26 protein-coding genes and 3 pseudogenes are annotated in these 26,711 nt (G+C 61.3%); 11 read left to right on the forward strand and 18 right to left on the reverse strand.

What is annotated here, in order from left to right:
* From CCR94_RS00515 to CCR94_RS24865, 7 genes are all read right to left on the reverse strand, one after another.
* Positions 1-1,198, reverse strand: a 1,198-nt coding sequence (locus tag CCR94_RS00515; RefSeq protein ID WP_206605742.1) for an ABC transporter substrate-binding protein, incomplete at its 3' end; no start/stop codon positions are given.
* A 35-nt stretch (positions 1,199-1,233) separates the two neighbouring features.
* Positions 1,234-2,571, reverse strand: a complete 1,338-nt coding sequence (locus tag CCR94_RS00520) for an ABC transporter substrate-binding protein (protein WP_104505944.1) — start codon at positions 2,569-2,571, stop codon at positions 1,234-1,236.
* Between the two features lie 30 nt (positions 2,572-2,601).
* Positions 2,602-3,669 (reverse strand): branched-chain amino acid ABC transporter permease, encoded by a 1,068-nt coding sequence (locus CCR94_RS00525; protein ID WP_104505945.1) that lies wholly within the window; start codon positions 3,667-3,669, stop codon positions 2,602-2,604.
* A gap of 2 nt (positions 3,670-3,671) precedes the next feature.
* Positions 3,672-4,553, reverse strand: coding sequence for a branched-chain amino acid ABC transporter permease (locus CCR94_RS00530; protein WP_104505946.1), 882 nt, complete (start codon positions 4,551-4,553; stop codon positions 3,672-3,674).
* Positions 4,550-5,344, reverse strand: a complete 795-nt coding sequence (locus tag CCR94_RS00535; protein WP_104505947.1) for an ABC transporter ATP-binding protein — start codon at positions 5,342-5,344, stop codon at positions 4,550-4,552. The genes CCR94_RS00530 and CCR94_RS00535 overlap by 4 nt, the downstream gene beginning before the upstream one ends.
* 36 nt (positions 5,345-5,380) lie before the next feature.
* Positions 5,381-6,802, reverse strand: a complete 1,422-nt coding sequence (locus CCR94_RS00540; protein WP_104505948.1) for an LLM class flavin-dependent oxidoreductase — start codon at positions 6,800-6,802, stop codon at positions 5,381-5,383.
* A 63-nt stretch (positions 6,803-6,865) separates the two neighbouring features.
* Positions 6,866-7,030: a hypothetical protein gene (locus CCR94_RS24865; RefSeq protein WP_158254554.1), complete on the reverse strand. Its 165-nt coding sequence runs from the start codon at positions 7,028-7,030 to the stop codon at positions 6,866-6,868.
* A 229-nt stretch (positions 7,031-7,259) separates the two neighbouring features.
* Here CCR94_RS24865 and CCR94_RS24275 point away from each other — a divergent pair, with 229 nt between their 5' ends.
* Both CCR94_RS24275 and CCR94_RS26485 read left to right on the forward strand, forming a co-directional pair.
* Positions 7,260-7,622 carry a hypothetical protein gene (locus CCR94_RS24275; protein ID WP_146089771.1) on the forward strand — a complete coding sequence of 121 codons (363 nt, stop codon included), beginning with the start codon at positions 7,260-7,262 and terminating at the stop codon, positions 7,620-7,622.
* Positions 7,588-7,863, forward strand: a complete 276-nt coding sequence (locus CCR94_RS26485) for a DUF5372 family protein (RefSeq protein WP_425332298.1) — start codon at positions 7,588-7,590, stop codon at positions 7,861-7,863. Before CCR94_RS24275 ends, CCR94_RS26485 begins: the two co-directional genes overlap by 35 nt.
* Before the next feature lie 143 nt (positions 7,864-8,006).
* On the opposite strand, the gene CCR94_RS25565 is transcribed toward CCR94_RS26485, so the two are convergent.
* The 3 genes and pseudogenes from CCR94_RS25565 to CCR94_RS00560 form a co-directional block, all read right to left on the reverse strand.
* On the reverse strand, positions 8,007-8,153 hold the full coding sequence (locus CCR94_RS25565) for a hypothetical protein (RefSeq protein ID WP_206605743.1): 147 nt from the start codon (positions 8,151-8,153) through the stop codon (positions 8,007-8,009).
* A gap of 168 nt (positions 8,154-8,321) precedes the next feature.
* Positions 8,322-9,191, reverse strand: coding sequence for a TauD/TfdA dioxygenase family protein (locus CCR94_RS00555; RefSeq protein WP_104505950.1), 870 nt, complete (start codon positions 9,189-9,191; stop codon positions 8,322-8,324).
* A 317-nt stretch (positions 9,192-9,508) separates the two neighbouring features.
* Positions 9,509-10,729 (reverse strand): annotated as a pseudogene (locus tag CCR94_RS00560) (ISKra4 family transposase); the annotation flags it as partial.
* A gap of 139 nt (positions 10,730-10,868) precedes the next feature.
* Here CCR94_RS00560 and CCR94_RS00565 point away from each other — a divergent pair.
* The 3 genes and pseudogenes from CCR94_RS00565 (at position 10,869) to CCR94_RS00575 (ending at position 12,925) form a co-directional block, all read left to right on the forward strand.
* A pseudogene (locus tag CCR94_RS00565) lies at positions 10,869-11,807 on the forward strand (IS110 family RNA-guided transposase).
* 13 nt (positions 11,808-11,820) lie between these two features.
* Positions 11,821-12,105, forward strand: coding sequence for a hypothetical protein (locus CCR94_RS00570; protein ID WP_193938403.1), 285 nt, complete (start codon positions 11,821-11,823; stop codon positions 12,103-12,105).
* A 40-nt stretch (positions 12,106-12,145) separates the two neighbouring features.
* Complete coding sequence (locus CCR94_RS00575; protein WP_104505951.1) at positions 12,146-12,925, forward strand: ABC transporter ATP-binding protein; 780 nt, start codon at positions 12,146-12,148, stop codon at positions 12,923-12,925.
* A gap of 84 nt (positions 12,926-13,009) precedes the next feature.
* Here the strand turns inward: CCR94_RS00575 and CCR94_RS00580 are convergent, their stop codons facing one another.
* From CCR94_RS00580 to CCR94_RS00615, 8 genes are all read right to left on the reverse strand, one after another.
* The gene (locus tag CCR94_RS00580; protein WP_104505952.1) at positions 13,010-14,449 is read right to left on the reverse strand and encodes an LLM class flavin-dependent oxidoreductase; all 1,440 of its coding nucleotides are present in this window, start codon (positions 14,447-14,449) and stop codon (positions 13,010-13,012) included.
* Positions 14,450-14,513: 64 nt separating this feature from the next.
* Positions 14,514-15,734, reverse strand: a complete 1,221-nt coding sequence (locus tag CCR94_RS00585) for an acyl-CoA dehydrogenase family protein (protein WP_104505953.1) — start codon at positions 15,732-15,734, stop codon at positions 14,514-14,516.
* A 49-nt stretch (positions 15,735-15,783) separates the two neighbouring features.
* Positions 15,784-16,335, reverse strand: coding sequence for an FMN reductase (msuE, locus tag CCR94_RS00590; RefSeq protein ID WP_104505954.1), 552 nt, complete (start codon positions 16,333-16,335; stop codon positions 15,784-15,786).
* A 123-nt stretch (positions 16,336-16,458) separates the two neighbouring features.
* On the reverse strand, positions 16,459-17,280 hold the full coding sequence (locus tag CCR94_RS00595) for an ABC transporter ATP-binding protein (RefSeq protein ID WP_104505955.1): 822 nt from the start codon (positions 17,278-17,280) through the stop codon (positions 16,459-16,461).
* Between the two features lie 83 nt (positions 17,281-17,363).
* Positions 17,364-18,680 (reverse strand): ABC transporter substrate-binding protein, encoded by a 1,317-nt coding sequence (locus CCR94_RS00600; RefSeq protein ID WP_425332299.1) that lies wholly within the window; start codon positions 18,678-18,680, stop codon positions 17,364-17,366.
* Positions 18,681-18,745: 65 nt separating this feature from the next.
* Positions 18,746-19,798: a branched-chain amino acid ABC transporter permease gene (locus tag CCR94_RS00605; RefSeq protein ID WP_104505956.1), complete on the reverse strand. Its 1,053-nt coding sequence runs from the start codon at positions 19,796-19,798 to the stop codon at positions 18,746-18,748.
* A 4-nt stretch (positions 19,799-19,802) separates the two neighbouring features.
* On the reverse strand, positions 19,803-20,699 hold the full coding sequence (locus CCR94_RS00610) for a branched-chain amino acid ABC transporter permease (RefSeq protein ID WP_104505957.1): 897 nt from the start codon (positions 20,697-20,699) through the stop codon (positions 19,803-19,805).
* Positions 20,692-21,600, reverse strand: a complete 909-nt coding sequence (locus CCR94_RS00615; protein ID WP_104505958.1) for an ABC transporter ATP-binding protein — start codon at positions 21,598-21,600, stop codon at positions 20,692-20,694. The genes CCR94_RS00610 and CCR94_RS00615 overlap by 8 nt, the downstream gene beginning before the upstream one ends.
* Positions 21,601-21,991: 391 nt before the next feature.
* Between CCR94_RS00615 and CCR94_RS00620 the strand changes: the two genes are divergently transcribed.
* From CCR94_RS00620 to CCR94_RS00645, 6 genes and pseudogenes are all read left to right on the forward strand, one after another.
* Entirely contained in the window at positions 21,992-22,900 is a 909-nt protein-coding gene (locus tag CCR94_RS00620) for a hypothetical protein (protein ID WP_206605744.1), read from the forward strand.
* A 95-nt stretch (positions 22,901-22,995) separates the two neighbouring features.
* Positions 22,996-24,141: an ABC transporter substrate-binding protein gene (locus CCR94_RS00625; RefSeq protein WP_104505960.1), complete on the forward strand. Its 1,146-nt coding sequence runs from the start codon at positions 22,996-22,998 to the stop codon at positions 24,139-24,141.
* Positions 24,138-24,893, forward strand: coding sequence for an ABC transporter ATP-binding protein (locus CCR94_RS00630; RefSeq protein ID WP_244593879.1), 756 nt, complete (start codon positions 24,138-24,140; stop codon positions 24,891-24,893). The genes CCR94_RS00625 and CCR94_RS00630 overlap by 4 nt, the downstream gene beginning before the upstream one ends.
* Positions 24,894-24,905: 12 nt before the next feature.
* Positions 24,906-25,721, forward strand: a complete 816-nt coding sequence (locus CCR94_RS00635; RefSeq protein WP_104505961.1) for an ABC transporter permease — start codon at positions 24,906-24,908, stop codon at positions 25,719-25,721.
* 126 nt (positions 25,722-25,847) lie between these two features.
* Positions 25,848-26,003 (forward strand): annotated as a pseudogene (locus CCR94_RS00640) (transposase); the annotation flags it as partial.
* Positions 26,004-26,178: 175 nt separating this feature from the next.
* Positions 26,179-26,541, forward strand: coding sequence for a hypothetical protein (locus tag CCR94_RS00645; RefSeq protein ID WP_158254555.1), 363 nt, complete (start codon positions 26,179-26,181; stop codon positions 26,539-26,541).
* The last annotated feature ends 170 nt before the right edge of the window (positions 26,542-26,711 follow it).

The following is a 26,711-nucleotide window of genomic DNA, read 5'->3' on the forward strand; positions in this document are numbered from 1 at the left end:
GCACCGAGCCGCCGCCTTCGTGGTCGGTCGGCGTCAGCTTGAGCGTCTGGGACAGGCCGTCAAAACCAGCGCGCTTCAATTCGGCGTCGTCAAGATCAAAATGCTCAAGCGCCCATTGCGGTCCCGGTCCGGCGATCGGTCGATTGCCGAATTGTTTCTGCGCCTGACGAACGATTTCGACCGAGAGCAGCCCGTCGAGCAGGCCGGAATTATAATAGACCGAGCCAAAAGCCTTGGGATCGCGCAGGTCGGATTTGCCCTTGTCGACGATCTCTTTCTTGATCCGCTGCAAAATGTCGAATTGCGTTCCCGCCGGATAGGGGGTCAGCGCCAAAAACCCCTTGGCGGCGTCGCCGGCCGGCAGCACGTCGCCTTCCGAACTCGCCCAGACGTCGCCGATGATGCGGTCGGCGGGGAAGCCGAAGCGTGCAGCGGTCTTGATTGCGACGGGAGTCGAGACGCCCCAGGTGCGCAAAAACACCCAATCCGGCTTTTTCTCGCGCACCTCGCGCCATTGCGCCGATTGCTCGGCGCCGGGATCGGCGACCGGAATCTGAATATTTTCAAAGCCGTATCTTTTGGCTAGCAGCGCGAGGGGATCAAGCGTTTCGCGGCCATAGGCGCTGTCGTGATAGACGGTGGCGATCTTCTTGCCCTTGAGCTTGTCGAAGCCGCCTTCGCGTTCGGCGATATAATTCACCAACGCCGAGGCCTCGGAATAAAAGGTCAGGACAACCGGAAAAATATAGGGAAAGACGCGACCGTCGGTGGCTTCTGTCCGGCCATAGGCCAGCGTCACCAGCGGGATCTGGTCTTGCGCGGCGCGGTCGGACAGAGCATAGGCGGCCGGCGCGCCGTTGGGGAAATAGGCCGAAACCGGCGCGCCGTTCAGACCTTTCTTGAAGCGCTCATAGCATTCGATGCCCTTCTCGGCGGTCCATTCGGTCTCGCATTCGCGCCATACGATCGGCACGCCGTTGATGCCGCCTTCGACGTCATTGATATAACGGTAATAATCGATGCGGCCGGCCCAGATCGCGGTGGCGGCGGCGGCATAAGGGCCGACGCGATAGCTGGCGATCGGAAAAAATTGCTTGTTGCTGTCGGGACCGGGAGTGGTTTCGGCGGCCCCGGCGCTGACCGTCAGGGCGAGGCCGAGCGCGGCGGCGCCGAGCAGCGAGGACATAAATCTGGACATGGCGGCGCCCTTTCGGCGGGAGGGGTCGGTTCGGCTCATTTGGGACCGGCTTCGGTCGCCGGATTGCGCACGGCAATGCCGTGCTGCTTGGCGTAGAGCTCGGCGCCTTGGCGGATCAGCGGGTCGAGCAGCGCGTGATCGGCCTTGATCCAATCGGTCTTCAGCACCCACTTCTGGCCGTCCCAGCTCTGGATGCGCGCCGCTCCTCCGCCTTCATGATCTTCCGGCGTGATGCGGATCGGCTGCAGCAGGCCGTAAAAGCCGATGTCCTTGAGGCGGGCGTCGTCGATCGACAAATGTTCGAAGGCCCAGCGGCCCTCTTCGCCATTCAGCGGCCTTGCGCCGAATTTCTTGTGGCCGACGCGCAGCGCCTCCACCGCGAGAGCGGCGTTGACCAGGCCGACGTTATAATTGACCGCGCCAAAATATTTGGGATCGCGCAGATCCGACTTGCCCTGATCCAGAATATTTTTTTTCAGCCGCCGATGGATCTCGAAATCGCCGCCGGCCGGATAGGGCGCCAGCGCCGAATAGCCGATCGCCGCGGCGCCCGCGGGAATGGCGTCGGATTCGGAGCCCGCCCAGACGTCGCCGATGATGTGGTCGGCGGGGAAGCTGAAACGCGCCGCGGTCTTCAGCGCGACCGGCGTCGAAGCGCCCCAGGTGCGCAAAAACACCCAATCGGGCTTGGCCTCGCGGATCTGGCGCCATTGCGGCGATTGCTCGACGCCGGGATCGGCGACCGGGATCTGGATATTCTCAAAACCATATTTCTTCGCCAGCAAGTCGATAGCCGGCTGGCTGGCGCGGCCATAGGCGCTGTCGTGATAGACGGTCGCGATCTTCTTGCCCTTGAGCTTTTCAAAACCGCCTTCGCGCTGGGCGATGTAATTGATGCCGGTCGAGGCCTGGCTGTAATAGCTGAACAGCAGCGGGAAGGCATAGGGGAAGACCAAGCCGTCGACGGTCTCGGTCTTGCCGCCCGCGGGATCGATCAGCGGGATCTTGTCGACGGCGGCTTTTTCCAGCAGCGCATAGGTCGCGGGCGTGCCATGGGTGAAGAAAAAGGCGAGCGGCGAGCCGTCCTTGCCGGCCTTGACCCGCTCATAGACCTCGACGGTGCGGTCGGGGCTCCATTCGGTCTCGAATTCCTCATAACTGATCTTGACGCCGTCGACACCGCCTTCAACCTCGTTGATATAGCGGAAATAATCCTTTTCGCCGGCCCACCACAGCTCACCCGACGAGGCATAGGCGCCGACGCGATAGGTCGGCAGCGGCACATATTGCGCGGTTTCGGCTTGTGCCGGCGCGCCCGGCAGCGCGGCGAACGAGACGCCGGCCATCAGCGCGGCGATCAAGAAGTTTCTCATTTTCTTCTCCATGAGGACCAACGGGGAGGATCAGGAACGGGGGTGGAAAAATCTGGCGCCGAGCGCGTCGACCAGACGCTGCAGCAGGCGGGCCAGGCCTTCCGGTTCGCGGATCAGGAACCAGACGATCAGCACACCGAAAATCGCCTTCTGGAAATTTTGCAACAGGCCGGCGTCGACATGGCCGGCGAACAGGCGTTGCGACAGCCAGTCGAGCGCCAGCGGCAGCAGGCTGACGAAGGCGGCCCCGAAATAAGCGCCGCGGATCGTGCCGAGACCGCCAATGATGATGATGAACAGGATCTGATAGGAGCGGGTCAGATCGAAACTCTGTACGCTGGCCGAGCCGAGATAGGCGAAGGCCCATAAGACGCCGGCGACGCCGAGGATGAAGCTCGACACCGCAAAAGCTTGCAACCGGGCCTTTCCGGTCGGCACGCCGACGACCGCCGCAGCGGTGTCCATGTCGCGGACCGCCATCCAATTGCGCCCGGTCTGGCCGCGAACCAGATTGACGGCGAGGGCGGTCAGCGCCGCGACCACGACCAGCACGACATAATAGCGTCCGCGCGCGCCGCCGAGATCGACTCCGAACAGGCTGAGGGCGTGCGGCAGCGCAATGGTCCCCGACGAGGCGCCGTCGTAAAACCACGGAAATTTCAAGAACAGCCAGCCGAAAAAGAACTGCGTCGCCAGCGTGCTGACGATCAGGTAAAAGCCTTTTATGCGCGAGGCGGGCAGACCGAACAGCAGGCCGGTCGCGCCCGAAATCAGGCCGGCGGCGATCAGAGCGAGCGGCGCCGGCAGCTCCGGCGCACGCAAGGCGAAAGCAAAAAACGCATAGGCCCCGACCATCATGAAGGCGCCGGATCCCAGCGACAGCTGGCCGGCATAGCCGGTCAAGAGATTCAAGCCGAGCCCGGCCAGCGACAAGATCAGGAACGGCGCGACAATGGCGTCGAGCCAATATTCGGAGGCGACAAGGGGGAGGGCTGCGACCAGCAGCGCGCCGATCACGGCCGCTGCGAGCCAAAGGGGTTTTCGCGCTGGGTCGCGCGCCAGCAAGCGGGGCGCGCCGCGCGCGGCGATGTCGGACATGGTCAAACCCTTTCGATCTGACGTTCGCCGAACAGGCCGGCGGGTCGGATGAACAGAAAGATCAGCGCCAGCACATAGGCGAACCAGGGCGTGATCCCGCCGCCGAGCAACGGTCCGAGATAGGTTTCGGCGAGAGCTTCGGCGGCGCCGACGATCAGCCCGCCGACAATCGAGCCGATGATGGAGGTGAAGCCGCCGATGATCAGCACCGGCAGCGCCTTCAGCACCACCAGCGACAGCGAGAATTGCACGCCCTGGCGCGAGCCCCACAACAGGCCGGCGACGAGCCCGACCAGACCGGCGACCGCCCAGACGATGCGCCAGATGTGATTGATGTCGACGCCAATCGACAGCGCGGCGCGGGTGTCGTCGGCGACCGCCCGCAAGGAGATTCCGATCCGGGTGCGGTCGAACATCAGCGACAGCGCGCCGACCAGAACCACGGCGACGCCGGCGGCGACGAGGTCGAACTGGCTGATCAGAATGTCGCCGAGGAAGATCGGGCGGTCCTCGAGGCCGATGTCCAGCGCGCGAATTTGCGAGCCCATCACGCCCTGCGCCGTCCCTTCGACAATATAAGAGAGGCCGAGCGTCGCCATGAACAGCGTCATCGGACTGCGATTGGCGAGCGGGCGCAACAGCAGGCGCTCAATGGCGACCGCGACGACGACCAGAGCCGCGATGGTGACAGCAAGCGCAACGATGAATGGCGCGCCTTGATCGGTCAGCGTCGCAAAAGTCAGGGCGGCGAACAGCAAGAGCGAGCCCTGCGCGTAATTGAAAACGCCCGAAGCCTTGTAGATCAGCACGAAGCCGATCGCGACCAGCGAATACATCGTGCCGGCGAGCAGGCCTCCGATCAGGGTTTCGAGAAAGGCGCTCATGCGGCGAGTTCTCCATGCGGCGCGCCGATATAGGCGGCGATGACGTCGGGATTGTCGCGGATCGCGTCGGGCGGCCCATCGGCGAGTTTTTTGCCGTAATCGAGCACGACGACATGGTCGGCGAGCTTCAGCACGATGCCGAGATCGTGCTCGATCAAGATGATGGTGAGCTTGAGATCTCGGTTGAGCCGGGCGATGATCGCCGCGATCTCCTGTTTTTCTTCGGCGTTCATGCCGGCGAGCGGTTCGTCGAGCAGCAACAGGCGCGGACCGCCGACCAGAGCCCGGGCGAGTTCGACCTTTTTCTGCACGCCATAAGGCAAAGCGCGCACGATCACTTCGGCGTGACGCTCCAAATCGAAAAGTTTGAGCGTTTCGAGCGCCCGGGCGCGGAATTCGCGCGCCTGGACGCGGGCGCGCGGCAAGCCGAGCGCCTCCTCGATCAGCGAGGCGCGGGCGTGACGCGACAGGCCGACGATGACATTGTCGATGACGCTCATGCCGGAAAACAGCGCATTGTTCTGAAAACAGCGACCGATGCCGCGCCGCGCCGCCTCAAGCGGGTGAATGTCGCGCAGCGGCTCGCCCTCGAAGATGAATTCGCCGCTGTCGGGGGCGTAAACACCATTCAAGATATTGAGCAGCGAGCTTTTTCCCGCGCCATTGGGGCCGATCAGCGCGCAGATTTCGCCTTTTTCAACGCGAAAACTAAGCTCGGAGATCGCTTTGACGCCCTTGAAGGAAAGCGAAATATTTTTGACGTCAAGCGCGGACAAGGCGGCGGCGGTCATGGTGTCACTCAATTGTGAGGGAAGGGCGCCAGTCGTTCATGCGTCTTGCGGCTCAGCCTGTTTCGCGGCGTGCAGCGCGGACTGTTCGCGCTTGACGCGCTCAATATCGCGATAGCGGTCAGCGGGATGGGTTTTGGGCAGATAAGGCCCGTCGCCGAACAGTTTTTCGCGCAGGGTGCCGTTGCGATAGCCGGAGGCATAGGCGCCGCGGCGCTGCAACTCGGGCACGACATAGCCGATCACATCGGCAAAACTGTCATGGGCCAGCGCATAGGCAAGATTAAATCCGTCGATATCGGTCGCCTCGACCCAGTCCTGCAAAAGATCAGCGATGGTCGAGGGCGAGCCGACGAACAACGGTCCCAGACCGCCAATGCCGCCCCAGCGCGCCAACTCCTCAATCGTCCAGGCCTTGTCGCCCTCGGCGAGATGTTCGACCGCGGAAATGATCGCATTGGTCTCGACCTTGCGCACCGTGTCGGTGGGCAGATAATGGCCGAAATCAATGCCGGTCCAACCCGACATCAGCACCAGCGCGCCGTCATAGGAGGCGTAGCGGGCATAATCCTCATATTTGGCGCGGGCCTTGGCGTCGGTCTCGTCCACGATGATGGTCGCCATCGCATAGACCAGAACTTTGCGCGGATCGCGGCCCTGTTCGGCGGCGCGGCGGCGGATTTCGGCGACATAGGCGCGGGTTGCGTCCTTCAGCGGCGTCGAAATGAACACGCATTCGGCATGGCCGGCCGCGAACTGTTTTCCTGCGCCCGAGGCGCCGGCCTGGAACAGCACGGGGGTGCGCTGCGGCGAAGGCTCGCATAAATGATAGCCCGGAACCTCAAAATATTTGCCCTTGTGGCCGATCTCGTGGATCTTGGCTGGATCGGCGAAAACGCCGCGCTCGCGATCGCGCAAGACCGCGCCCTCCTCCCACGAGCCTTCGAATAATTTATACAGCACCTCGACATATTCGGCGGCGACGTCATAGCGGTTGTCATGAGTGCGCAAGCCGCCCTGGCCGATGTTTTTCGCGCCGCTCTCGAGATAAGAGGTCACGATGTTCCAGCCGACCCGCCCCTTGGTGTGGTGGTCGGCGGTCGAAAGCCGGCGCGCGAATGTATAGGGATGTTCGAACGAGGTCGAAGCGGTGATCCCGATGCCAAGATGCTCGGTCGCCAGCGCGATCGGATTGGCGAGCTGGAGCGGATCATTGACGGGGATCTGCACGCCCTGCAGCAAGGCATTGTCGAGATTGCCCTTATAGACGTCATAATAGCCGATGACGTCGGCGATGAAGATGGCGTCGAAAAAGCCGGTTTCGAGCAATTTGGCGAGGTCAGTCCAATATTCGAGGTCTTTATATTGCCAGGAGCGGTCGCGCGGATGGCGCCACAGGCCGGGCGATTGATGGCCGACGCAATTCATCTCAAAAGCGTTGAAGCGGATTTGGCGGGTCATGGCTGGTCTCGCGATTTTCGGACAGATTATTTGGCCGACGCCTGTACGGGCGTCGGCGGGCGCTCAGGACGTCCAGTCGAGCGAAAACAGGACCTGATTTTGGGTGTTGCGGTGATTGGGCGCTGCGGCGGCGGCCGTCGCGCCGAGGTTCCTGCATTTATGGCCGAGCGTGAGGAGAACGGCGGTCAGGCCGTTGAGCCGCGGCAGGCCGGAGGATAAGCGGTTCATGGGATGCCTTTTCTAAGGTTTGGGGCGGAAATGCTCGGGCTTTTGCGTGGCGGATGCGAAGGTGAAAATGTGCGTAATAATATTATTTAATACATAGAATAACTAGGAATTTAGCGCGCAAAAAGTCGGGTTAGAGTCGAAAAACCGCGTCTCTAAATCGGCATCGGCCTCAAGCCCGCGGGAGGGCGCGGCGATATGTGAGAGGGCAAACTTTTGCCAGACGGACTTCATGCGCAACTCCATTCCCGGCCTGTGGATCGCGCCTTCATCCCGAACATCGGGCGCGCCGGTCTCTGTCACGTCGGTTGAGACGCTTAAGAACCGGCGACGAGCATGCGCCGCGGCAGTGGTGACCAATGAGCAAGGCGCGTGCCAAGTGAAACTCTATATATTTGTTATGATTCAAAAAAATGATCTGCTGCATATGGTGCAGACGCCGCGCTGTTTTGCTTCCAATGCCGCAGGTTGCAGGCGCGGCGACGTGACGCGTCACTCCAAGCTCGAATTCGACGGCGAGCTTTACGGCCACGGCGATGGCTTCGGTGTCGCTTTTGATGATGTGCGCTGTCGGCGCAACCGCCCGAGAATATAGGTCTGGGCGATGCGCGCGCCGGCCTCCACTTTGGCCCTGGATAAAGTCGTCAACTGCAGCCCGTGTGGGAACCACCGAACTTACCGTGTCGATCGCCGCCCTTCCATCCGTCCCGGGGCAGACGTTCGATGTCGTCAGCAGGAGCCCTCACTGGGGTGAGGAGCCGGTCATCCGCCGGGCTGCCGGCGGCGCATTGGCGACCATCGCAGTCAGCATGTCCGCATGTTCGCCTTCTTCATGATCGGTATTCCCGGCCAAGACGAGGACGATGTACGCCAGACGTTCGAACTGGCCAAGGAACTGGATCTTGATCGCTGGATCTGAAGCATTTACAGCCCGCTGCCGGGATCGCTGCTTTACGACGACTTGGTCGCGGAGGGGCGGTTACAGCCCTTCGCGCTCGACCACGAGCGTGTCCATTTCACCGAAGCCTATGAGGGAATCTGCGCGATCCCGCAAGATCGCCTGAAGCAGCTTTAGGGCGAGATCAATGATTACTTCACGCGCCGCCAGGAGGCCGCCTGAAAGCAAGCATACCAATCCAGGTCAGCCACCCCCCCATGGATCGCTATCTGGGCGTAGCTGGCTTTGGCCTTGGCCTCGCCCGGAGCGCCAGCCGCGTATCGTCTGTTCCATCACGACGGCGGTTTTCGTCGTGTGCGGGTCCCGTCCGACAGGGGACGGGACCCGCCAAATGACTCAGAACGCCTTGTCTTCGCCGAATGTGACGCGATGCAGCAGGCGCTCCCCGACATAATCGTTTACGGCGTAATGCACCGTGGCGCGATTGTCCCAGATCACCACCGTGTCCAGCTCCCAGCGCAGCCGGACCTGCACTTCCGGCTTCTCGAACAAGCCGAACAGAAGCGTGAGGAGGCCGTCGCTCTCCTGTCGTGAAAGCCCCTTGACGCGGTCGGTGAAATTCGGATTCACGTAGAGGATTTTCTTGCCCGTCACCGGATGCGTGCGCACGACCGGATGAACGACCGGAAGGTATTCCGAGCGCGCCTTGTCGTAAAGGTCGCGGCCGTTTTCGATCTGGTCGAAATAAGCCGGCCAGCCGCTATGCTCGAAGCTGTGCACGGCTTCGAGCGTCTCCAGCCAGGTCTTCAGGCCTTCCGGCAACAGTTCATAGGCGCGGGTTGCGCTCGCCCAGACCGTGTCGGCGCCGAGTTGTGGAATCTTCCGTGAATAGAGAACCGTGCCAGTCGGCGGGTTGTGGTAGAAGCTGATGTCCGAATGCCATTGATCGACGCCATAGCGTGGCACATTCGGCGCGGTTTCGATGATCTCGACGGCATTGTACCCGTTAAGGCGCGGGAAAAACGCCTTGGCTTTTTCCGGATCACCAAAGACACGCGCGATAGCCACATGCTGCTCCGGCGTCAGCGTCTGCTTGCGGAAAAACAGCACCTGGAATTCCGCCAACGCCTTCCGCAAGTCGGCGCGCAGGGCTTCTTCCGAAACGTCTGAAAGGTCTACCCCGTGAACCGTGGCGCCGATCAGCGGCGAATGGGGCTCGATCTTGAATTTGGCGTAACGAACAAGCGAAGCATCGAGATAAGTCATGGTCGAGGTTCCCTGGGGCGCGGCCCGTTCCAAAAGGCAAGCCTGAGGGCAAAGGACCCTGCAAGCGGCGCTCCGCCATCCGGCTGAGCCGCCACAGAACGGCGAAAACCCTGTTCGGGTAATTTTCGCTTCTGCGATAGCTAATTAGCGTCTTTAATACGTGTAAGTCAACTAATTCTATCGAGAAAGTTCTTTTTACCTCTTGTATGTAAGCGAGAGTTCCGACCCACGCGGTGTGACATCGCGACGGGGCGCCGGCGAAGGTTTTCGATCTCATACGGTTTCCGCTGGATCGCTTCGCGATTCGCGCAAAAAAGTCACTCTGGACCCAGGTCCGCGAGGGAGCACGCCAAAGTGTGGGGCGGTCGCGCCGCTTCGGCCTGAATAGCGCTATCCGTGTTGTTGCCGGCCAGTCCCGGAAACCCGCGTTCAAAGGTTGGCCGCAACGTTCCGTCGCGCGTCCGGGTGCGGGTCTGCAAGAGAAGATGCGCGCCGCGCCGGGTCCATTGCATCTGCTGCTTTTTGGCGAACCGCTTGCTCACCTCGGCGTTGACCGTCGCCTCCGCGAAAGCCGAGGAAATGCGCTCGCCGGATCGATACCGTTCGCCATAATTTATGAGGCTGGCCGTGTTCGAGGCGATATAGACGGCGAATTCGCGGGCGGCGGTGACGAATTTGCGCAGATTTGGATAGTCCGATTCGAGACTGAAGAGGTCTCCCGCAAAGTCTTCGATTACATCTTGGGCGCCGCTCGTATTTTCGTGCCATAATTTCCATTTAATTCGATCGAGATCCGCTATCAGACGGGCGCCAGCCTCCTCGTCGTATTGCGCGACGCCTTTCGCAAACTGGCCGAGCACAGTTATTCGCATGGTGATGTGAAACCAGTCGAGAACATGCTCGCTGCAAGGGCTGATGCTCTCCGTGAGCGACCGAACCTCTTCGCCGCCGTCGGTCAGGAAAGTGATGTCTTGATTCGCCTGCATTCCTCGGCTTTCCAGCATATCGACAAGACGGCGCTTCGGCTTCCGATCGAAACCATGGACGAAACCGACATAGCGAGAGGAGCCGTCCTCCGGCATCGAACGTCCGACAATGATTTCGAAATTGCTCTTCCTCTCGGTCCAATCGCGGACATAGCCGCCATCAGGGCCGACGACGATGCGTCCGTCCGGGATTGGCAACGCCTCCCAATCCAATGGACCGCCCTCTATGAAAGAACATCGGTCTTTCGGCAGTTCTGCTTCGGTGCGCTCGGCGACCCGCAGGACATGCCGCCGCACCGTTGTGGCGTTAACGCCAGCTTCGATCGGCAGGATGTCGCCCATGATCCCGACCGCACCGGCATAGGAAACGAGCGAGGCCCAGCGCGTCTCCAGATAAAGCCGCTCCGGCGCGACGTGATCGGGAATGATCTCCGTAAGCGGCGACACGGTGGCGCTTCCGTTTCCTTTCCGGCATGGACAGCAGTGAAATCGTGGGCTCACCAACTGCGCGTCGCCAAATAATGTACAAAACACAATCGGGTAGCTGCCCTCTCCCAGCGGCGAGGGTCGGATCGAGGCTATGCCGACGGTTTGACGGGTCGATCTGGAGTTTGATCGCCCTCGTCTTTTCCTTTGGCCTGAACGGATACCTGGGGGAGAGCCCCGGATGACAAGCAGAGGCGCGGAAAAGATGCAGAATGATACCATCGGCGTCGATGTCTCGAAAGACCATCTCGACGCCCACCGGCTGGCCGACGGCGCGAGCCGGCGTTTCGCCAACGACAAAGGCGGCCACAAGGCGCTGATCAAATGGCTGGCGCAAACGCCTGTCCAGCGCGTCGTCTTTGAGCCGACCGGCCCTTACCATCAAGCGCTGGAGCGCGCGCTGGGCGCCGCCGACGTCCCTTTCGCCAAGGTCAATCCGGGGCAGGCGCGCCGCTTTGCCTAGGCGACGGGCAAGCTCGCCAAGACCGACAGCCTCGACGCGGCCATACTGGCGCGCATGGGCGCGTTGCTGGAGTTGGAGACGCGTCCGGCCCGCAGCGAAATCTTGCTCGAACTCAAGGAGCTTCACCTTGCGCGCGAAGCCTTGGTGAAAGATCGAACCGCCGCCAAGAACCGCGCCAAGGCGCTGACCTTGTCGCTTCTGAAGCGCCACAACGCTCGGCGTCTCGAACAGATCGAGCGCCAGATCGCGGCGATCGAGGCCGCAATCGTCGAGATCATCGAAGCCGACGCCAATCTGGCCGATCGCTTTGCAATCGTGACGAGCATTCCGGGGATCTCGAAGGTCACGGCCTTCGCCTTGCTCATCGAAATGCCGGAACTCGGTTCTCTCGAACAGGGCCAGGTCGCAAGCCTGGCTGGCCTTGCGCCGATTGCGCGGCAGTCCGGACGTTGGACCGGCCGCGCCTTCATTCGCGGCGGCCGGGCCAACGTCCGGACCGCCCTCTACATGCTCGCCCTCGTCGCCATAAGGTTCAATCCTGACCTGAAAGCGAAGTACCGACAGCTCATCGCCGCTGGAAAGCCCGCGAAGGTCGCCATCACGGCGATCATGCGAAAGCTGATCGTGCTTGCAAACGACTTGCTGCGCGCCAACCGAAAATGGCAGCCAAAAGCCGCTTGATCAAAACGGATACGTGTCAGCGCACCCGGGACCGCAATGGGCGCTTGAGCATTTTGATCTTGACGACGCCGAATTGAAGCGCGCTGGTTTTGACGGCCTGTCCCAGACGCTCAAGCTGACGCCGACCGACCACGAAGGCGGCGGCTCGGTGCGCGTCCAACAATGGGACGGCCAGAAGTGGACGCTGGTCAGCAACTGGATCAAGGCTGATCGCGACACGGTGCGGCCTTTGATCGACGCCAAGGCTCAAACCTATGCCAAAGACCATGGCGTCGCCCTGCGCGCCATCGCGCAATGAGCGCCCCCGCACGATTTCGAGCGTTGCGCAGGGAGGAAAAATGACAGAACTCGCCCCGCTTGCGCCCGCCGCCAACGCGGCGGGCCTGCTCGAAGTCCGGAGCGTCGAGGTCGCCTATGGCGGCGCGCAGCTCGCGGTCTCCGACATATCGCTTCACGTCGGCGCCCATGAAATCGTGGCCTTGCTTGGCGCCAATGGCGCCGGCAAGAGCACGGTTTTGAAGGCGATCTCCGGCCTCGCCGCTCTTGACCGCGCCGCCTTGCGACGCGGCCGGATCCTGTTTGACGGCGCGGACGCCATCGGCGTCGCCGCCAACCGACTCGCTGCGCGCGGCCTCGTCCATGTGCTCGAAGGCCGCCATGTCTTTCCGCATCTGACCGTCGAGGAGAACCTGCTCGCCGGCGCCTTTCTGCATCGGCCAGGACGCCGCGAGCTTCGCGCCCGCCTCGAGGCGATCTACGATTGGTTCCCCAGGCTCAAGGACAAGCGCAAAACCTTTGCCGGCCTGACCTCGGGCGGCGAGCAACAAATGCTGGCGATCGGGCGGGCTTTGTTGACGCGGCCGCGTCTGGTTCTGCTCGACGAGCCGTCGATGGGGCTTGCTCCGCGCATTGTGCAGGAAATTTTCGCGATCATTCGACGGCTCAATCGCGAAAGCGGCGTCGCCTTTCTGCTCGCCGAGCAAAATGCCGCCTTGTCGCTGCAGCACGCCCATCGCGCCTATGTGCTCGACGCCGGCAAGGTCGTCCTGTCGGGGCCTGCCTCGGAGCTTGCCGCGCGCGACGATCTGCACCGCATCTATCTCGGCGACGCGCCGTAATTTGTCCGTCGCAACGCTTGTGATCGATGACCCCAAAAAGCGAAGACAAAACGACGGCGCCAATATGGCTCCGTCGCAAGAAACTCATTCGGCGGCGTCGCGATGCTCGAAACGCTGGCCGCGGCTGGCGTCGGCGATGCTTTCGCGCCCGACATAATACTCGCGCCAATAGGCCGCCGGATGGCTTTTGCGCGCCCAACCGTCCTTGTCGCCCAGAAGCTTTTCGCGGAACAGGCCAGGCGCATAGTCACTTTGCGCGCGGCCGCGCTTGCGCAACTCCGGCACGACGAAATCGATGAAATCGGTGGTCGAAGCCGGGGTGATCGCATAAGCGAGATTAAAACCATCGACTCCGCCTTCATCGACCCAACGCTCGAGCTCGTCGGCAACTTTCCGCGGACCGCCAACCAGCACCGGACCAAGCCCGCCGATGGCGCGCTTGCGGATCACGTCGCGCACCGTCCAGTCGTCGCCGTCGGCGGCCAGCGATTCCAGCGTGGTGCGCAGACTGTCGTTTTCAACCGCGCTCAAGGGCGTGTCAGGATCGAGCGACGAGAAATCGAGCCCGGTCCAACCGCCATAAAGCGCCAGCGCGCCCTCGGCCGAGGCGTAAGACAGATATTCCTCATATTTGCGCTGCGCCGCCTCGTCTGTCGCGCCGGTGATCACCGTCAGCAGGGTAAAAATTCTCAGCGCGTCGGGCTCGCGGCCGGCGGCCTGCACTTCGGCGCGGATCTGGTCCGTCAGTTTTTTGGCGGTTTCCGGCGAGGTGGCGAGGATGAACATCGCCTCGGCGTGGCGGGCGGCGAAACGGCGACCGCGCGAAGAGGCGCCGGCCTGAAAGATCACCGGCGTGCGCTGGGGCGAGGGCTCGCACAGATGGAAGCCCGGCACTTTGAAATATTTGCCGTCATGCTGGATCGGATGAACTTTTGACGCGTCGGTAAAAACGCCCTTTTCCTTGTCGCGCAGCACCGCGCCCGGCTCCCAACTGCCTTCCCACAGCTTGTAGACCACCTCCATATATTCATCGGCGAGATCGTAGCGTGCGTCATGCTCGATCTGATTGTCGAGTCCGATGTTGCGCGCCGCCGAATTCAGATAGGACGACACCACATTCCAGGCGACGCGGCCCTTGGTCAGATGGTCGAGCGTCGACAGGCGGCGGGCGAGCAGGTAGGGATGCTCGAAGGTGACCGCCGCGGTAACGCCGAACCCGACATTTTTGGTCACCGCCGCCATGGCGGAAATGGCGCCGAACGGATCATTGACCGGCACCTGGGCGGCGTCTTCGAGCGCGGCCTCGGCCGAGCCGCGATAGACGTCATAGACCCCGACCACATCGGCGATGAATAGCGCATCGAACGCGCCGCGCTCGAGCTCGATCGCGAGATTGGTCCAATATTCGAGATCATTGTAGCGCGAGGCCTGGCTTGAGGGATGGCGCCAGGTCCCAGCCGCCTGATGACCGACGCAGGTCATATCGAAAGCGTTGAGAATAATGCGTTTCTTTTGCGTGCTCATTGATGCGCCTCGTGATCGCCGCAAGCCCTCGCGCGCCGCGCGAGGGGCGGGCAGGAAAAAGATGTCAGCCGGCGACGGCGCCGATCTGCCAGACATAGACCGGCTCGGTTCCGTTGACCGCATGATCTCCGAGCACGCGCTCCTTATAGATCAAGGGGTTGTGGCTCGCCGCCGTGCGGGCGTTGCGCCAATGGCGGTCAAGCGCCAGCGCTTCATTCGAGGCCGAGGCGCTCAGCGCGTTGAACAGATCGCTGGTCGCGCGCAAGGCCAGCTCGGCGCCGCTGACCTGCGCCGCGGCGGAAGCGAGTTCCGCCTCGACATTCGCGGCGTCATCGGCGGCCTTGTCGGCGCCTTGCGAGGTTTCATAGGCGCGTTGCGCGGCGCGGGCGGCCTCGATCGTGGCGGCGCGGGCGGCGAAAGCGAAGGCGCGGGCGCGGCCGACCACCTGCAGCACCTGATAATCATGACGAACCGGACCGCCCGAGCCGTGCGAAAAACCGCGCTTGCGCTCGCCCACCAGAACCGAAACCTCGCGCAGCGCCGCCAGCGCCGCGCCGGCCAGCACGGAATCCAGCACCAGCTGATAAAAGGCGGTCTGATAGCGGAAACGGGTCTCGAACGGGATCAGCCCTTCGGCCTCGACCGTCGCGCCTTTGTAGAGCGTGGTTCCGGTGCCGGTCAGGCGTTGGCCAAAACCGTTCCAGTCGTCACGACGTTCGACGCCGGACTGATGGGTCGACACGATGGCGATGACCGGCGCGCCGCTGTCGGCGCGGGTCGCATAGGTGTCGATCCAATCGGCGAAGATCGCGCCGGTCGAATAATATTTTTCGCCGTCGACGCGAAAATTCTCGCCCTGCGGCGTGACCTTGGTGTTGGTGTCCCCGATCTTGACCGCGCCGATTTCGGTCCAGCCATTGCCGGCGGTCTCGCCGGCGCCAAAACGCTTGAGCCAGACCTCGCCTTCGCTGCGCGGGGCGACCAGACGATCCTCGACCAGCGCGAAATGACCGCGCAAAGCCTGGGCGATATTGGTGTCAGCGGCGGCGAGGTCGATCAGCAGATCGAAAAATTGCGGCAGCGTCGCGCCAAGCCCGCCATATTCGACCGGAACCCGCAGCGCGGTGAAGCCGGACTCCTTGAGCCAGGAAAGTTCCTCGAACGGCAGGATGCGTTCGCGCTCGCGCTTGATCGCGCCGGCGGCGATGCGGTCGAACAGCGGCTGGAACCGCGCTTTCAGATCCCTTGTGTCGGGAATGGCGCTGCGAATGTCATGAACGGTCACGGAAAACTCCTCAAATTTTTGGCGACAAGTCGCGGGAAAGCGCTGGCGCTCAGACGGCGACCGGAAGGCGGCGCAAGACCAGCGCCGCCGCTTCGTCGGCGGCCTGGCGCAGCCGCGCCTCGACCTCGGGCCGATTCAGGCGGTAGTTCTCGAAATCGACGTCCCTCGCGAAAACGCCGGTCGGCAGGGTCAGCGCCTGGAAAAAGCCGAACAGCGGCCGCAGTTGATGCTCGATCACCAGCGCATGGCGATCACTGCCGCCCGTGGCCGTCAGAAGCACGGGAACGCCGACCAGCGCGCCGGGATCGAGAAAATCGATCAAATGTTTGAACAAGCCGGTGAACGAGCCCTTGTAGACCGGCGAGCCGACGACCAGCAGATCGGCGCTGGTGATCGCGGCAAGCGCCGCGCCGACGCGCGGCGGAATTTTTTTGTAATCGATCAGGCCAGCGAGATCGGGCGCAAGCTCCGCGATGTCGATCGCGATCCTGTCGACCGGCAGGCGGCGCGAAATCTCCTCGACCGCCGTATCGACCAGAACCCGCGTGCGCGACGGATTGCTCAGACTTCCCGAAATCGAAACCAGTTTGATTTTGCTCATGTTGGCTGCTCATGCGAGTGTGAAACGGCGTGGGGCCTGGATGGCGATCGACGTCGTAAGACGTTGAATTAGTTGGCGCCTGAGTGGTAACGCTGCCGCGCCGATTAACAATTGGGTCTTGTGTCAGGCGATGGTTTCGAAAGCGCGCGGATTGTCCACCGCCCGATCAGCTGAGACGGATCCCTCGTCCGAGACAGTACGTTCCCCAAGGTAGAATGCCCTGACGTCGTCGCGATTACGTAAGACCTCGGCTGCGCCCTCCAGCACGGCGACGCCATTTTCCAGAACCGTCGCCCTGTCGGCATATTGGAGAGCGACTGTGGAGTTTTGCTCCGCGAGAAGAATCGACAGCCCCTCCGACTCATTCAGGGATTTGAGCTTGCGGAAAATGTCCCTGATGATCAGCGGCGCCAAACCCATGGAGGGTTCGTCGAGAACGAGCAGGCGGGGCCTCGACATCAATGCTCGCCCGATCGCGGTCATCTGCTGCTCGCCGCCGGAAGTGAGGCCGGATGTCTCCCTCCTCTTCGCCTTGAGACCAGGAAAAATCGAATAGACCCGCTCGAGATCCTGGACGATCTCGACGCGGCTCGAACCGCGCCCAAGTCCGCCGGTGACCAGGTTTTCCTCGACATTGAGCGCGCGGAAGCAATGGCGCCCCTCCAGCACCTGCACCAGACCATGGCGCACAAGGTCGGAGGGCCTGGTGCGCAAAACGTCGATGCCTTCGAAATGGATCGACCCCCTGGTGATCTGGCCGCGCTCGGCCTGGAGCAGGTTCGAGATTGACTTGAGCGTCGTCGATTTTCCGGCGCCATTGGCTCCGAGCAAGGCGAGGATCTCCCCGCGGCGAATGGTCAAGCTGACCCCATGCAGAGCGACGATCGCATGATTGTAAACCGCCTCGAGGCGGTCGACGACGAGTTGGATTTCACCTTGCGACATGGAACGTGGAACTCCTGCGAAAGGTCGCGATCTGTCTGGAGGAAAAGGGCCAGCGCGCGAACCGCCGGCCCTTTGAAACGAGTTCAGCGGCTTGCCGTTTCCGCGTCGGCGGCGGTGCGTGGCGTGATTCCGTGCTCGGCGGCATAGGCGGCTGCGGATTTCTCGATGATCGGGCGCAACAGGGCCCAATCGGGAGAAATCCAGTCGGACACGACTTTCCATTTGGCGCCGTCCCATTGCTGGAAAGTCACGCGACCGTCGCCTTCATGATTGTCCCAGGTGACGTTGATCGAATGGAACAGCCCCTTGGCCCCCAGCGCCGCTACACGGACTTCGTCGAGCCTGAGGTGCTCGAATCCCCAGCGCACTTCATCGCCGGTGAGAGTGCGGTGACCGAACTTCTCCTGGGCGATGCGGATCGCCTCGACATTCAGAATGCCATTCACGATCCCGAGATTGTGATAGACACTGCCGATGCGCTTCTTGTCATCCAGATTGCCCTTGCCGGCCCCATAGACCGTCTTGATGATCTCCTGGAGCACGGGATATTCGGCGCCCGAAGCCTGGGTAGTGATCGCGACATATCCCTTCGCGGCGCTGCCTGCCGGGATTACGTCTTCTTCAGAGTTGGACCAGACGTTGCCAACGATATGGTCGACCGGAAAGCCGGTCTTTTGCGCCGTTTTCAACGCCACCGGGTTCATCACGCCCCAGCCGCGCAGCACGACGAAATCTGGCTTTTCGCGGCGAATGGTCAGCCATTGCGCCTGTTGCTCGTTGCCAGGATGCGGCACTTCGATCTGAGACACGGTAAACCCGTATTTCTGCGCCAGCAATTCATAGATCGGGATCGTCTCCTTGCCATAGGGAGAGCCGTGATAGAGCACGACGATCTTCTTGCCCCTGAGCTTGTCCAGGCCGCCCTCCTTGCCGGCGATATAGTTGATAATGCCCGACGTTTCGCTATAGGGGTTCAGGAGCAGCGGAAACACATAGGGAAAGACGCGCCCGTCGGTTGAATCGGTGCGGCCGTGGTTGATCGTGATCAGCGGCGTCTTGTCCTGCGCGATCCGATCGATCATCGCGTAGGCGATGCCGACCGAGAGCGGATTCCAGGCGGCGATCGCGGGGTGGCTTTTCTGGCGCTCGTAGCATTCGACGCCGCGCTCGACCTCATATTGGGTCTCGCATTCGTCCCAGGTCAGCTTCACGCCATTGACGCCGCCATCGCGGATGTTGACCAGGTTCAAATAATCGATGAAGCCGCCAAAAAAGCCTGTGCCGCCGGCGGCATAAGGGCCGACGCGGTAGCTCTGCAACGGAAAATACTGCTCGGCGGCCTTGGCCGGGGCGGCGATCGGAATTGCGAACGAAATCGCCAAAACGGCGGTTCGCGCGATGGTGCGCAGGCTTCCAAAATATGACACGGCAGGTCTCCAAGGGGCGAACAGGAAGGGGATCATGGTCATTGAGGCTGTTGTCGGCTGGTTCGGCTAAACCCTTTCGTTAGCCGGTCCCAGAGGGCCGTCAGGCCGTCCGGTTCGGCGATAAGGAAGACGATAATGAGCGAGCCCAGAACGATGCGCTGGCTCATGTCGAGAACGCCCGAATCGAAGTGGCCGCCAAGCAGTAAGCTGCCGACGCGAGACAGGATGAGGGGAAACACCACGATCAGCGCGGCGCCGAAAAACGCGCCACGGATCGAGGCCAGCCCGCCAATGATGATGATGAAAAGAATCTCGAAGGAACGGTCGAGGTTGAACCCGGCGGGCTCGACCGTTCGCAAATAAGCGAAAGCCCAGAGCGCGCCGGCGACGCCGATGATGAAGGACGAAATTCCAAAGGCGAGCAGCTTGGTCTTCAGAATCGGGATGCCGATCACTCTTGCGGCAAGTTCGTTATCGCGCACTGCGATGAAATTATGTCCGGTTTGCGTGTTAACCAGCCGATAGGAGAGCGCCGTCAGCACGGTTACAACGGTCAAGGCGAACAGATAGCGCCCAACGGGGTCATCGAAGGAGACGCCAAGAATGGAGAGGGGCGGCGCGTCGATCACGCCTGACGCGTTGTTATTGGAGAACCAGCCGAATTTGGTCAGCGCCCATTGGACGAAAAACTGCGCGGCGAGCGTGGAGACAGCAAGATAGAAACCGCGCAATCGCAAGCTTGGCAGGCCGAACGCGATGCCGATCGCGGAAGCGGAAAGCCCGCCTAGAGCAATGCTGAAGATCAGCGGCAGCTCATGGATGCGCAGATTGAAATTATAGGCGGCGTAAGCGCCCACCGCCATGAAGGCGGCGGATCCAAGCGACAACTGGCCGGCATAGCCGGTCAGCAAGTTGAGCCCGACCGCGGCGAGCGACAGGGCAAGGAAAGGCGTCAGGATGGCTTCGAAAATATAGGCGCCCCCGATAAAGGGCATGACGCCATAGGCGACGGCGAGGACCGCGATTGGTCCGATCCAGGAGGGGACCCGCCAGGACTTCGTTTCTGCGCGATCGAAAACGGCAGTTGACATGGTTTCAGGCCCTTTCGACGATTTTTTGACCGAAAAGTCCGGCCGGACGCACGAGAAGGAAGGCGAGGGCGACCAGATAGGCGAACCAGCTCTCGATGCCGCCGCCGAAAAATGGGCCGATATAGACTTCCGCGAGTTTCTCGGTGGCGCCGATGAGCAGGCCGGCGACAATGGCGCCGAGGATCGAATCGAACCCGCCCAGCACCAGCACAGGCAGAGCCTTCAACACGACCAGCGACAGCGAAAATTGCACGCCCAGTCGCGCGCCCCACAGCAGCCCGGCGACCAGCGCCACGGCGCCCGCCGCAGCCCAGACCGTGGCCCATATGCGCGGAAGCTTCAAGCCGACCGCGAAGGCCGCGAACTGATCGTCGGCCACTGCGCGAAAAGCGAGGCCGATCCGCGTGTAGCGGAAGAATGCGGTGAGGAAGGCGACCATGGTTGCGGCAACGGCGGCGGCGAACAGATCGAACTTGCTGATCAAGATCCCCGCGACTTCGAACGGCGTATCGTCGATGCCCAGGTCCAGGCCATGGACCTGCGTGCCCCAGGCCAGCTGGGCCGCGCCTTCGATGACATAGGACAAGCCCAACGTCGCCATAAACAACGTGATCGGCGGCTTGTTGACCAGAGGGCGGAGCACGACGCGCTCGATCGCCATCCCCAGCGCCACCATGATTGCGAAAGTGATGAGCAAGGCGAGCGCAAACGGCGCGCCCCGCTCGACCAGGCTGACAAAGGTCAATGCCGCGAACAGCAGCATCGCGCCCTGAGCGAAATTGAGGACGCCTGAGGTTTTGTAGATCAGCACGAAGCCGATCGCTACAAGTGAATACATCACGCCAGACAGCAAGCCGCCGACCAGAACTTCGGCAAGGAAGGAGTAATCGAAATCAAGCACAGGCGGCTCCAACCGGTTCATGGTCATGGGCGACGCCAAGATAGGCGTCGATGACGACCGGGTCGGCGCGAACCTCCGCTGGCGTCCCGTCGGCGATCTTGCGGCCATAATCGAGGACAGCAACCCGATCGGAGAGTCCCATGACGACGCCAATGTCGTGCTCGATCAGAACCACGGCCATGCCGAACTCGGCGCGCGCGGCGCGGACGAACTGCGCCATTTCCCGCTTTTCGGTGGCGGTCATGCCGGCCATGGGTTCGTCGAGCAGGAGAAGCTTCGGCGTTGCGACGAGCGCCCTTGCGAGTTCGACGCGCTTTTGCAAACCATAAGGTAGCGTGGCGACCAGTCGCTGGCTGACGCCCTTGAGATCGAGAAATTCGATGATCGCCTCGGCGCGCGCGCGGGCGTCCTCTTTTTCCCGGCGCGCGCGCCCTAGGCCGATAATCTGCTCGACGAAATTGGCGCGGCGGACGGCGACCCGCCCGATCGCAATATTGTCGAAAGCGCTGAGCCCCGGGAAAAGCGCCAGATTTTGAAATGTGCGCGCAACGCCCAGCTGCGCCAGTTTTTCGGTTGGAGTCTGAACGAAACCAAGTCCGCCGATCCAGACCCTGCCGCTGTCGGGCTGATAGATTCCGCTGATGACATTGATCAGCGAGCTTTTGCCGGCGCCGTTTGGACCAATGATTGCGCGGATTTCGCCGGCTTGCACGACGAGATCGACATCGGCCACGGCGACGACGCCACCAAAGGACAAGGAAATGTCCTCAAGCCGCAACGCGGCGGGCGGAGGCGCGTCCGAACTTGACGATCTCTCGTGGGGGGGCTGCGCGATGCGATTGGCCGCCTCGGCGGCCTCAGGAAGATCAAGCGCGCTGGCTCCCAATATGCCGACGGTCATCAATGCTCTCGCTTCCTTACATCAAGGGACGGGGGATCGAACTTTCGCGGGTCGTCGGGCAGGCCTTTGCCGGGACGGCAGCGGGTCCATGCAAAAACTAGTAAGTCTATCAATTAACGTATTTTTAGTGAGATCACAAGCGAAAATGACCTCCGAGCGACCGCCGCCCGCTCTGGCGTCCAAGGGGAGCCAGAGCGGGTCGCTGAGATGTGCTATTCTCGCAACACCCGAAGCTTGGTGGTTATAAATTATATTAAAACTATCGACTTCATATTATATATATATATCATTGCCCTCGCGGTGACCGACGACCTGTCTCTCAACCGCGGAAATCGTGGGAGGCGAGTTCGTCTCCCACTCCATGAACGAACAACGAGGCATCGGCTCACTCATGAAGGCGCAAGTCCAATCACTCATCTTGCGTGGCGGTCTGGCGACCGTCGCGGCCATCTCCACCTCGTCCTTCGCCGGAGCCGCCGATCTCAGCGACTCGACCAAAGCGGCCATCACCGCGCCTGCGCCAGCCTCACCGTTTTCGTGGGACGCGGGTGTGCTTTTGACCAATTATTATGTTGAGCGCGGCGTGTTCATCAGCAAAAAGGGCGCTGTGTTCGAGCCCTATGGCGACCTTTACTACAAACTCTATCAGGGCGGGGGGGTCATCAACAGCGTCACGGCGGGCATCGGATATTGGGCGAGCTTGACCACCGCTGGCGTTCCGGCCTCCGCCAACTACACCGGCTTTCAGCGCGATTTCACTGAAATCGACCTTATTCCATCCTTCGCAATTCAATTCGCGGACCGCTTTACGCTGACCGCGAAATACAATCACTATGCTTCCCCCAGCCATGGCTACGGTCCCGGAAATTGGGTCAACGCCACTTTGGCCTATGATGACACGGGGCTGACCGTCGCCAACTTCTCGGTGCAGCCTTATCTGAACGTTCTCTACGAGCTGCCGGGACAGTCCCATTCTGGACTTCAGCCGAACGCCTGGTATTTCGAGCCCGGCGTCAGCCCGAACTACACATTTTTTACAGGCTCTAAATATCCGATCAACTTTGCCATTCCTATCGCATTTGGTCTAGGTAGCAAGTTCTACGCAGGCCAGAGCTACGGCTACTTCGCCGGAGGCCCCCAGATCTCGATCCCGCTGAGCTTCATTCCGGACCAATATGGCAAGTGGAATGCTTCACTCGCCTATAAATACTGGAATCTTGGAACGACGACGGCCGCCATCGCGCCTGGCGGAAACCGCAACCAAAGCCAGGTTCTCTTCACGATCAGCGTCAAGGGTTAGTCGCACAGCGCAAAAACGTTTTGCGCCAAACATTAATTCCTCAACTACCTTCGCACTCCACTTTAACCTTCACAAGGTTGCAAAGGGTCAGAGTCATGACGATCAACAATCTCCTCCCGCTCGGCCGGCGTCGTTTCCTTCGCCTCGCCGGCCTGGGCTCCACGCTGACCGTTTTGCAGACTGGTTTGGGAGCCCCGGCCTTCGCCGCAGACAAGCGACTGACCTGGATCAGCCCGCGCGGCTACGTCGAAACACCGGACGATTTTCATTATCGAATTGCTGAGAAACTGGGCTTTTTTGGCGATCTCAAGGTGGACTATCTGGCGGGTCCGCAGGACGGCGCCGCCAGCATTAAATTCGTCGATCAGGACAAGGCTGATTCTGGCTCGCCGGCTCCGGGCGTTTTCGCGCTAGGGATCGACAAGGGCCTCGACCTCGCCTTCGTCTTCGCCAAGCACCCCGTCGACATTTTCAGCTTTGCCTTCCGCAAGGGCCAGAGCGTCAAGGATCCCCTGGGTCTGGTTGGCAAGTCCATTCTGCTCGGCAGCATCGGCTGGAAACCGATTGTCGACGCCGAACTGGCGCAGATTGGAGTTGATCCCTCTAAGGTGACGTCCGTTGAAGCCGGGGCCGGTTGGGCGCAAGCGCTGGCCGCCGGCAATGGAGACGCCGCCCTGGTATGGGAAGGTTTGCGCTCACAGTGGACCGCCAAAGGTCTCGACTTCGATTATCTGTCGTTGGTCAAGACCTCAAAATTCCCAGCTAACGGCGAGATCGTCAAGAAATCAGCGCTCAAGGATCCGGCCAAGCGGCAATTGTATGCCGACTATGTCCGTGGCTTGGCGAAGGGCTATGCCTTCGCCTACGCCAACCCTCGCGCCGCCGCGGCAATTGTCGACGAAGCGTTTCCGAGCATCGCGGCATCCGGAACGCCGTCGCAACGCACCGAGTACATCGTTCAGCTTTCCAACGTCACTCGGGGTCCGTTCACGGATAGCAAGGGCTGGGGCTATCAGGATATTTCCCAGTATCAGGCATTCTTTGATGTCGCGCTCAAGATCGGAACCATTGCCAAGCCGATTGATGCGTCAAAAGTGGTGCTGAACGACCTGATCGCCTATGCCAACGATTTCGACCACGCGGCATTGAAGACGCAGGCCGAAGCCTATCCGTTGCCCGACGTTTATAGGGCCGTGGATATCGCCGAAATTCGAAACCGCAACCCAGTGGCGTATCTGTGACGCTTTCGATCCAAGTCCAGGCAGCCTCCAAGGCGTATCACTTCGGCAGAGATCGGGTAAGAGCCTTGGACAGCGTTTCGTTCTCGGTTCGGGAGGGAGAGTTTGTGTCCCTTCTCGGACCGAGCGGCTGCGGGAAGTCGACCCTGCTGTGGGCGATCGCGGGCCTCAAGGCCTTGGACAGCGGGACAGTTTCGCTTGATGGCGACCCAATCCTGAAGCCGCATCCGGCTATCGCCTGCATCTTTCAGGAGCCTACCCTATTGCCGTGGCGCACAGTTGCGGAAAATATCGCCTTCCCTCTGGAATTGCGGAGGGACCAGAGGGATGGATCGAAGGAACGTATCGCCCGCCTCATCAAGCGGGTCGGTTTGGAGGGATTTGAAAGGCATTTTCCGAAGGCTCTGTCAGGAGGTATGCAACAACGCGCCTCCATCGTTCGGGCGCTCGCCGCCGAACCTTCGGTGCTTCTGATGGACGAACCGTTCAGCGCCCTTGATCCCTTTACGCGGGAGGACATGAACCTGTTGCTCCAAGATATTTGGATCGAGACCGGTAAGACCATGATCCTGGTGACGCACAACATCGAAGAAGCGGTGTTGCTGTCCGATCGCATTGTCGTGATGACGCCGCGCCCCGGTCGTGTCCGCAAAGTTGTCGAGATTAATCTTCCAAGGCCGCGCACAGCCGAGGTCTTGACGACGCCTGAAGTCTTCACCCTCATCGCCGGAATTCGCCGGGCGATTGCCTATTAAGGGAGACAAAATATGGCCGACAGCGTGATCGAAGCTCCAGAAATTTCCGGCTTTTCCGCCGTCGGCGCCAGCGTGCTTCGCCGCCGGGCGCTCAACGAGGTGTTCATCATTATCGCGGTTGCCGTGATGCTGATTGGCGGCCTGGAGCTGGGTCTGCGGCTCGCGCATGTGCCGCCCTATATCTTTCCGCCGCCAAGTGCGATCACCGCCGCCCTGGTTCACGGGTTCTGGCCGCTGCTGCCGCATATCGCAACAACGCTGTTCGAATTGATTTCAGGCTTCATCATCGGAGCTTCGATTGGCTTCAGTCTCGCGATCATCGTGACCCAGTTTCCGTTCGTCGAGAAGATCGTCACCCCCTACATCGTGCTCTTGGTCACAACGCCAATGATTGCGCTGGTTCCCCTTCTGATCTTGCGCCTTGGCTTTGGACCGGAGCCGCGCATCGTCGCTGTGGCCTTGGCCGCGGGACCGATGGTCATGCTGAATTCGGTAACCGGCTTTCGCCGTACCGATGAAATGCGAATTTCCCTGGCGCGTTCGTTTGGGGCGACGCCGCTTCAGGTCTTTCTCAAAATCCGCATCCCGCAATCATTGCCAATGGTTCTTGCCGGCCTGACCGTTGGCTCCATCTTCGGTCTCTTGACGGCGGTTGCAGCGGAGATGGCCGGAGGGCAGAGCGGAATCGGAACCCGTTTGGTCTATCATTCATCAATGTTGGAAATGCCAGAATTCTTTGCGGCCATCGTGGTGCTCGCGGCCATCGGGGTCGCCATTCATCTTTTCTACGGTTGGCTTGGGCGTAAGCTGGTTCTCTGGTCGGCGTGATACAGATAGGTCATGTGAAGTGGACCCCATTTGTGGGACCAGTGGGGCTTGGATTTTAAGGTGTAATCCGCCTGAACCGCGCCGGGTTTGCCGAAGGCTCCAACTCCCAAGTAGGATGGAGCCGTCATGAGCAATACGACCAATAGATTTTCACCTGAGGTTCGCGCCCGCGCGGTTCGGATGGTTTTGGAACACGAGGGCGACCACGCCTCGCGCTAGGCGGCGATGTCATCGATTGGCGCCAAGATCGGCTGCTCGCCGCACACCCTGCGGGAATGGGTCGGCAAGCCGCGCCACCGCGCGCACCCACACCGTCATTTCGAAGGGAGCAATTCTCGCCGCCGTGCAACGCTCGCGCGCGCTTGGCGATCGCACGCCGATCAACGAGAATGATCTTTGGCGCCGCGTGGAGAAGGATGTTTCCCAAAAGCCCTACAAAGCCCTGGCGATCGATCTCTTGGACAAGGGCCGCAAGCAGCGCAATCAGGCGATCGTTGACGGGCTGAAGCAGCACAAGGTTCTGGATGACGCGGAACGCATCGAGGCAGAGCGCGCGAAACCGATGCTGGGCGCCCACGCGCGGAAAGCATTCGAGGAAGGCCTCGCCCGCGAGGCGTTTTCGGACCAGCGCGTCACGCTCAAGGCGATGGTCGATGAGGCCGTGGAACGCCTGCGCGAGGCTGGCGAATTCCTGACGGAGCATCTTCGCTCACGGCGGGACGCCATTCGTCCAGGTGATTCAACAACGTCCCGCGCGCCTCAATCGCCGCAGCAAGACGACGAACCTGTCGCGGGTCCTTCATCACCGTCAATGCGATAAGAAAGTCAGGTGGAGCGCACGTCGTGCCCAGCTGTTTCGCGAGAGGATTTACGCCAAGGGTACGCGAGGAGCGCCGAACTCGGCGACGAAGGCCGAGAGTTTTTCGACCCGGGATCTCGGAGGCTGAGTCTCACTCGCGGTCATCCCCTGCGTCACGGCAATGCGTTGGG

This window comes from Rhodoblastus sphagnicola, from assembly GCF_002937075.1.
Classification (GTDB): Bacteria; Pseudomonadota; Alphaproteobacteria; order Rhizobiales; family Beijerinckiaceae; genus Rhodoblastus; species Rhodoblastus sphagnicola.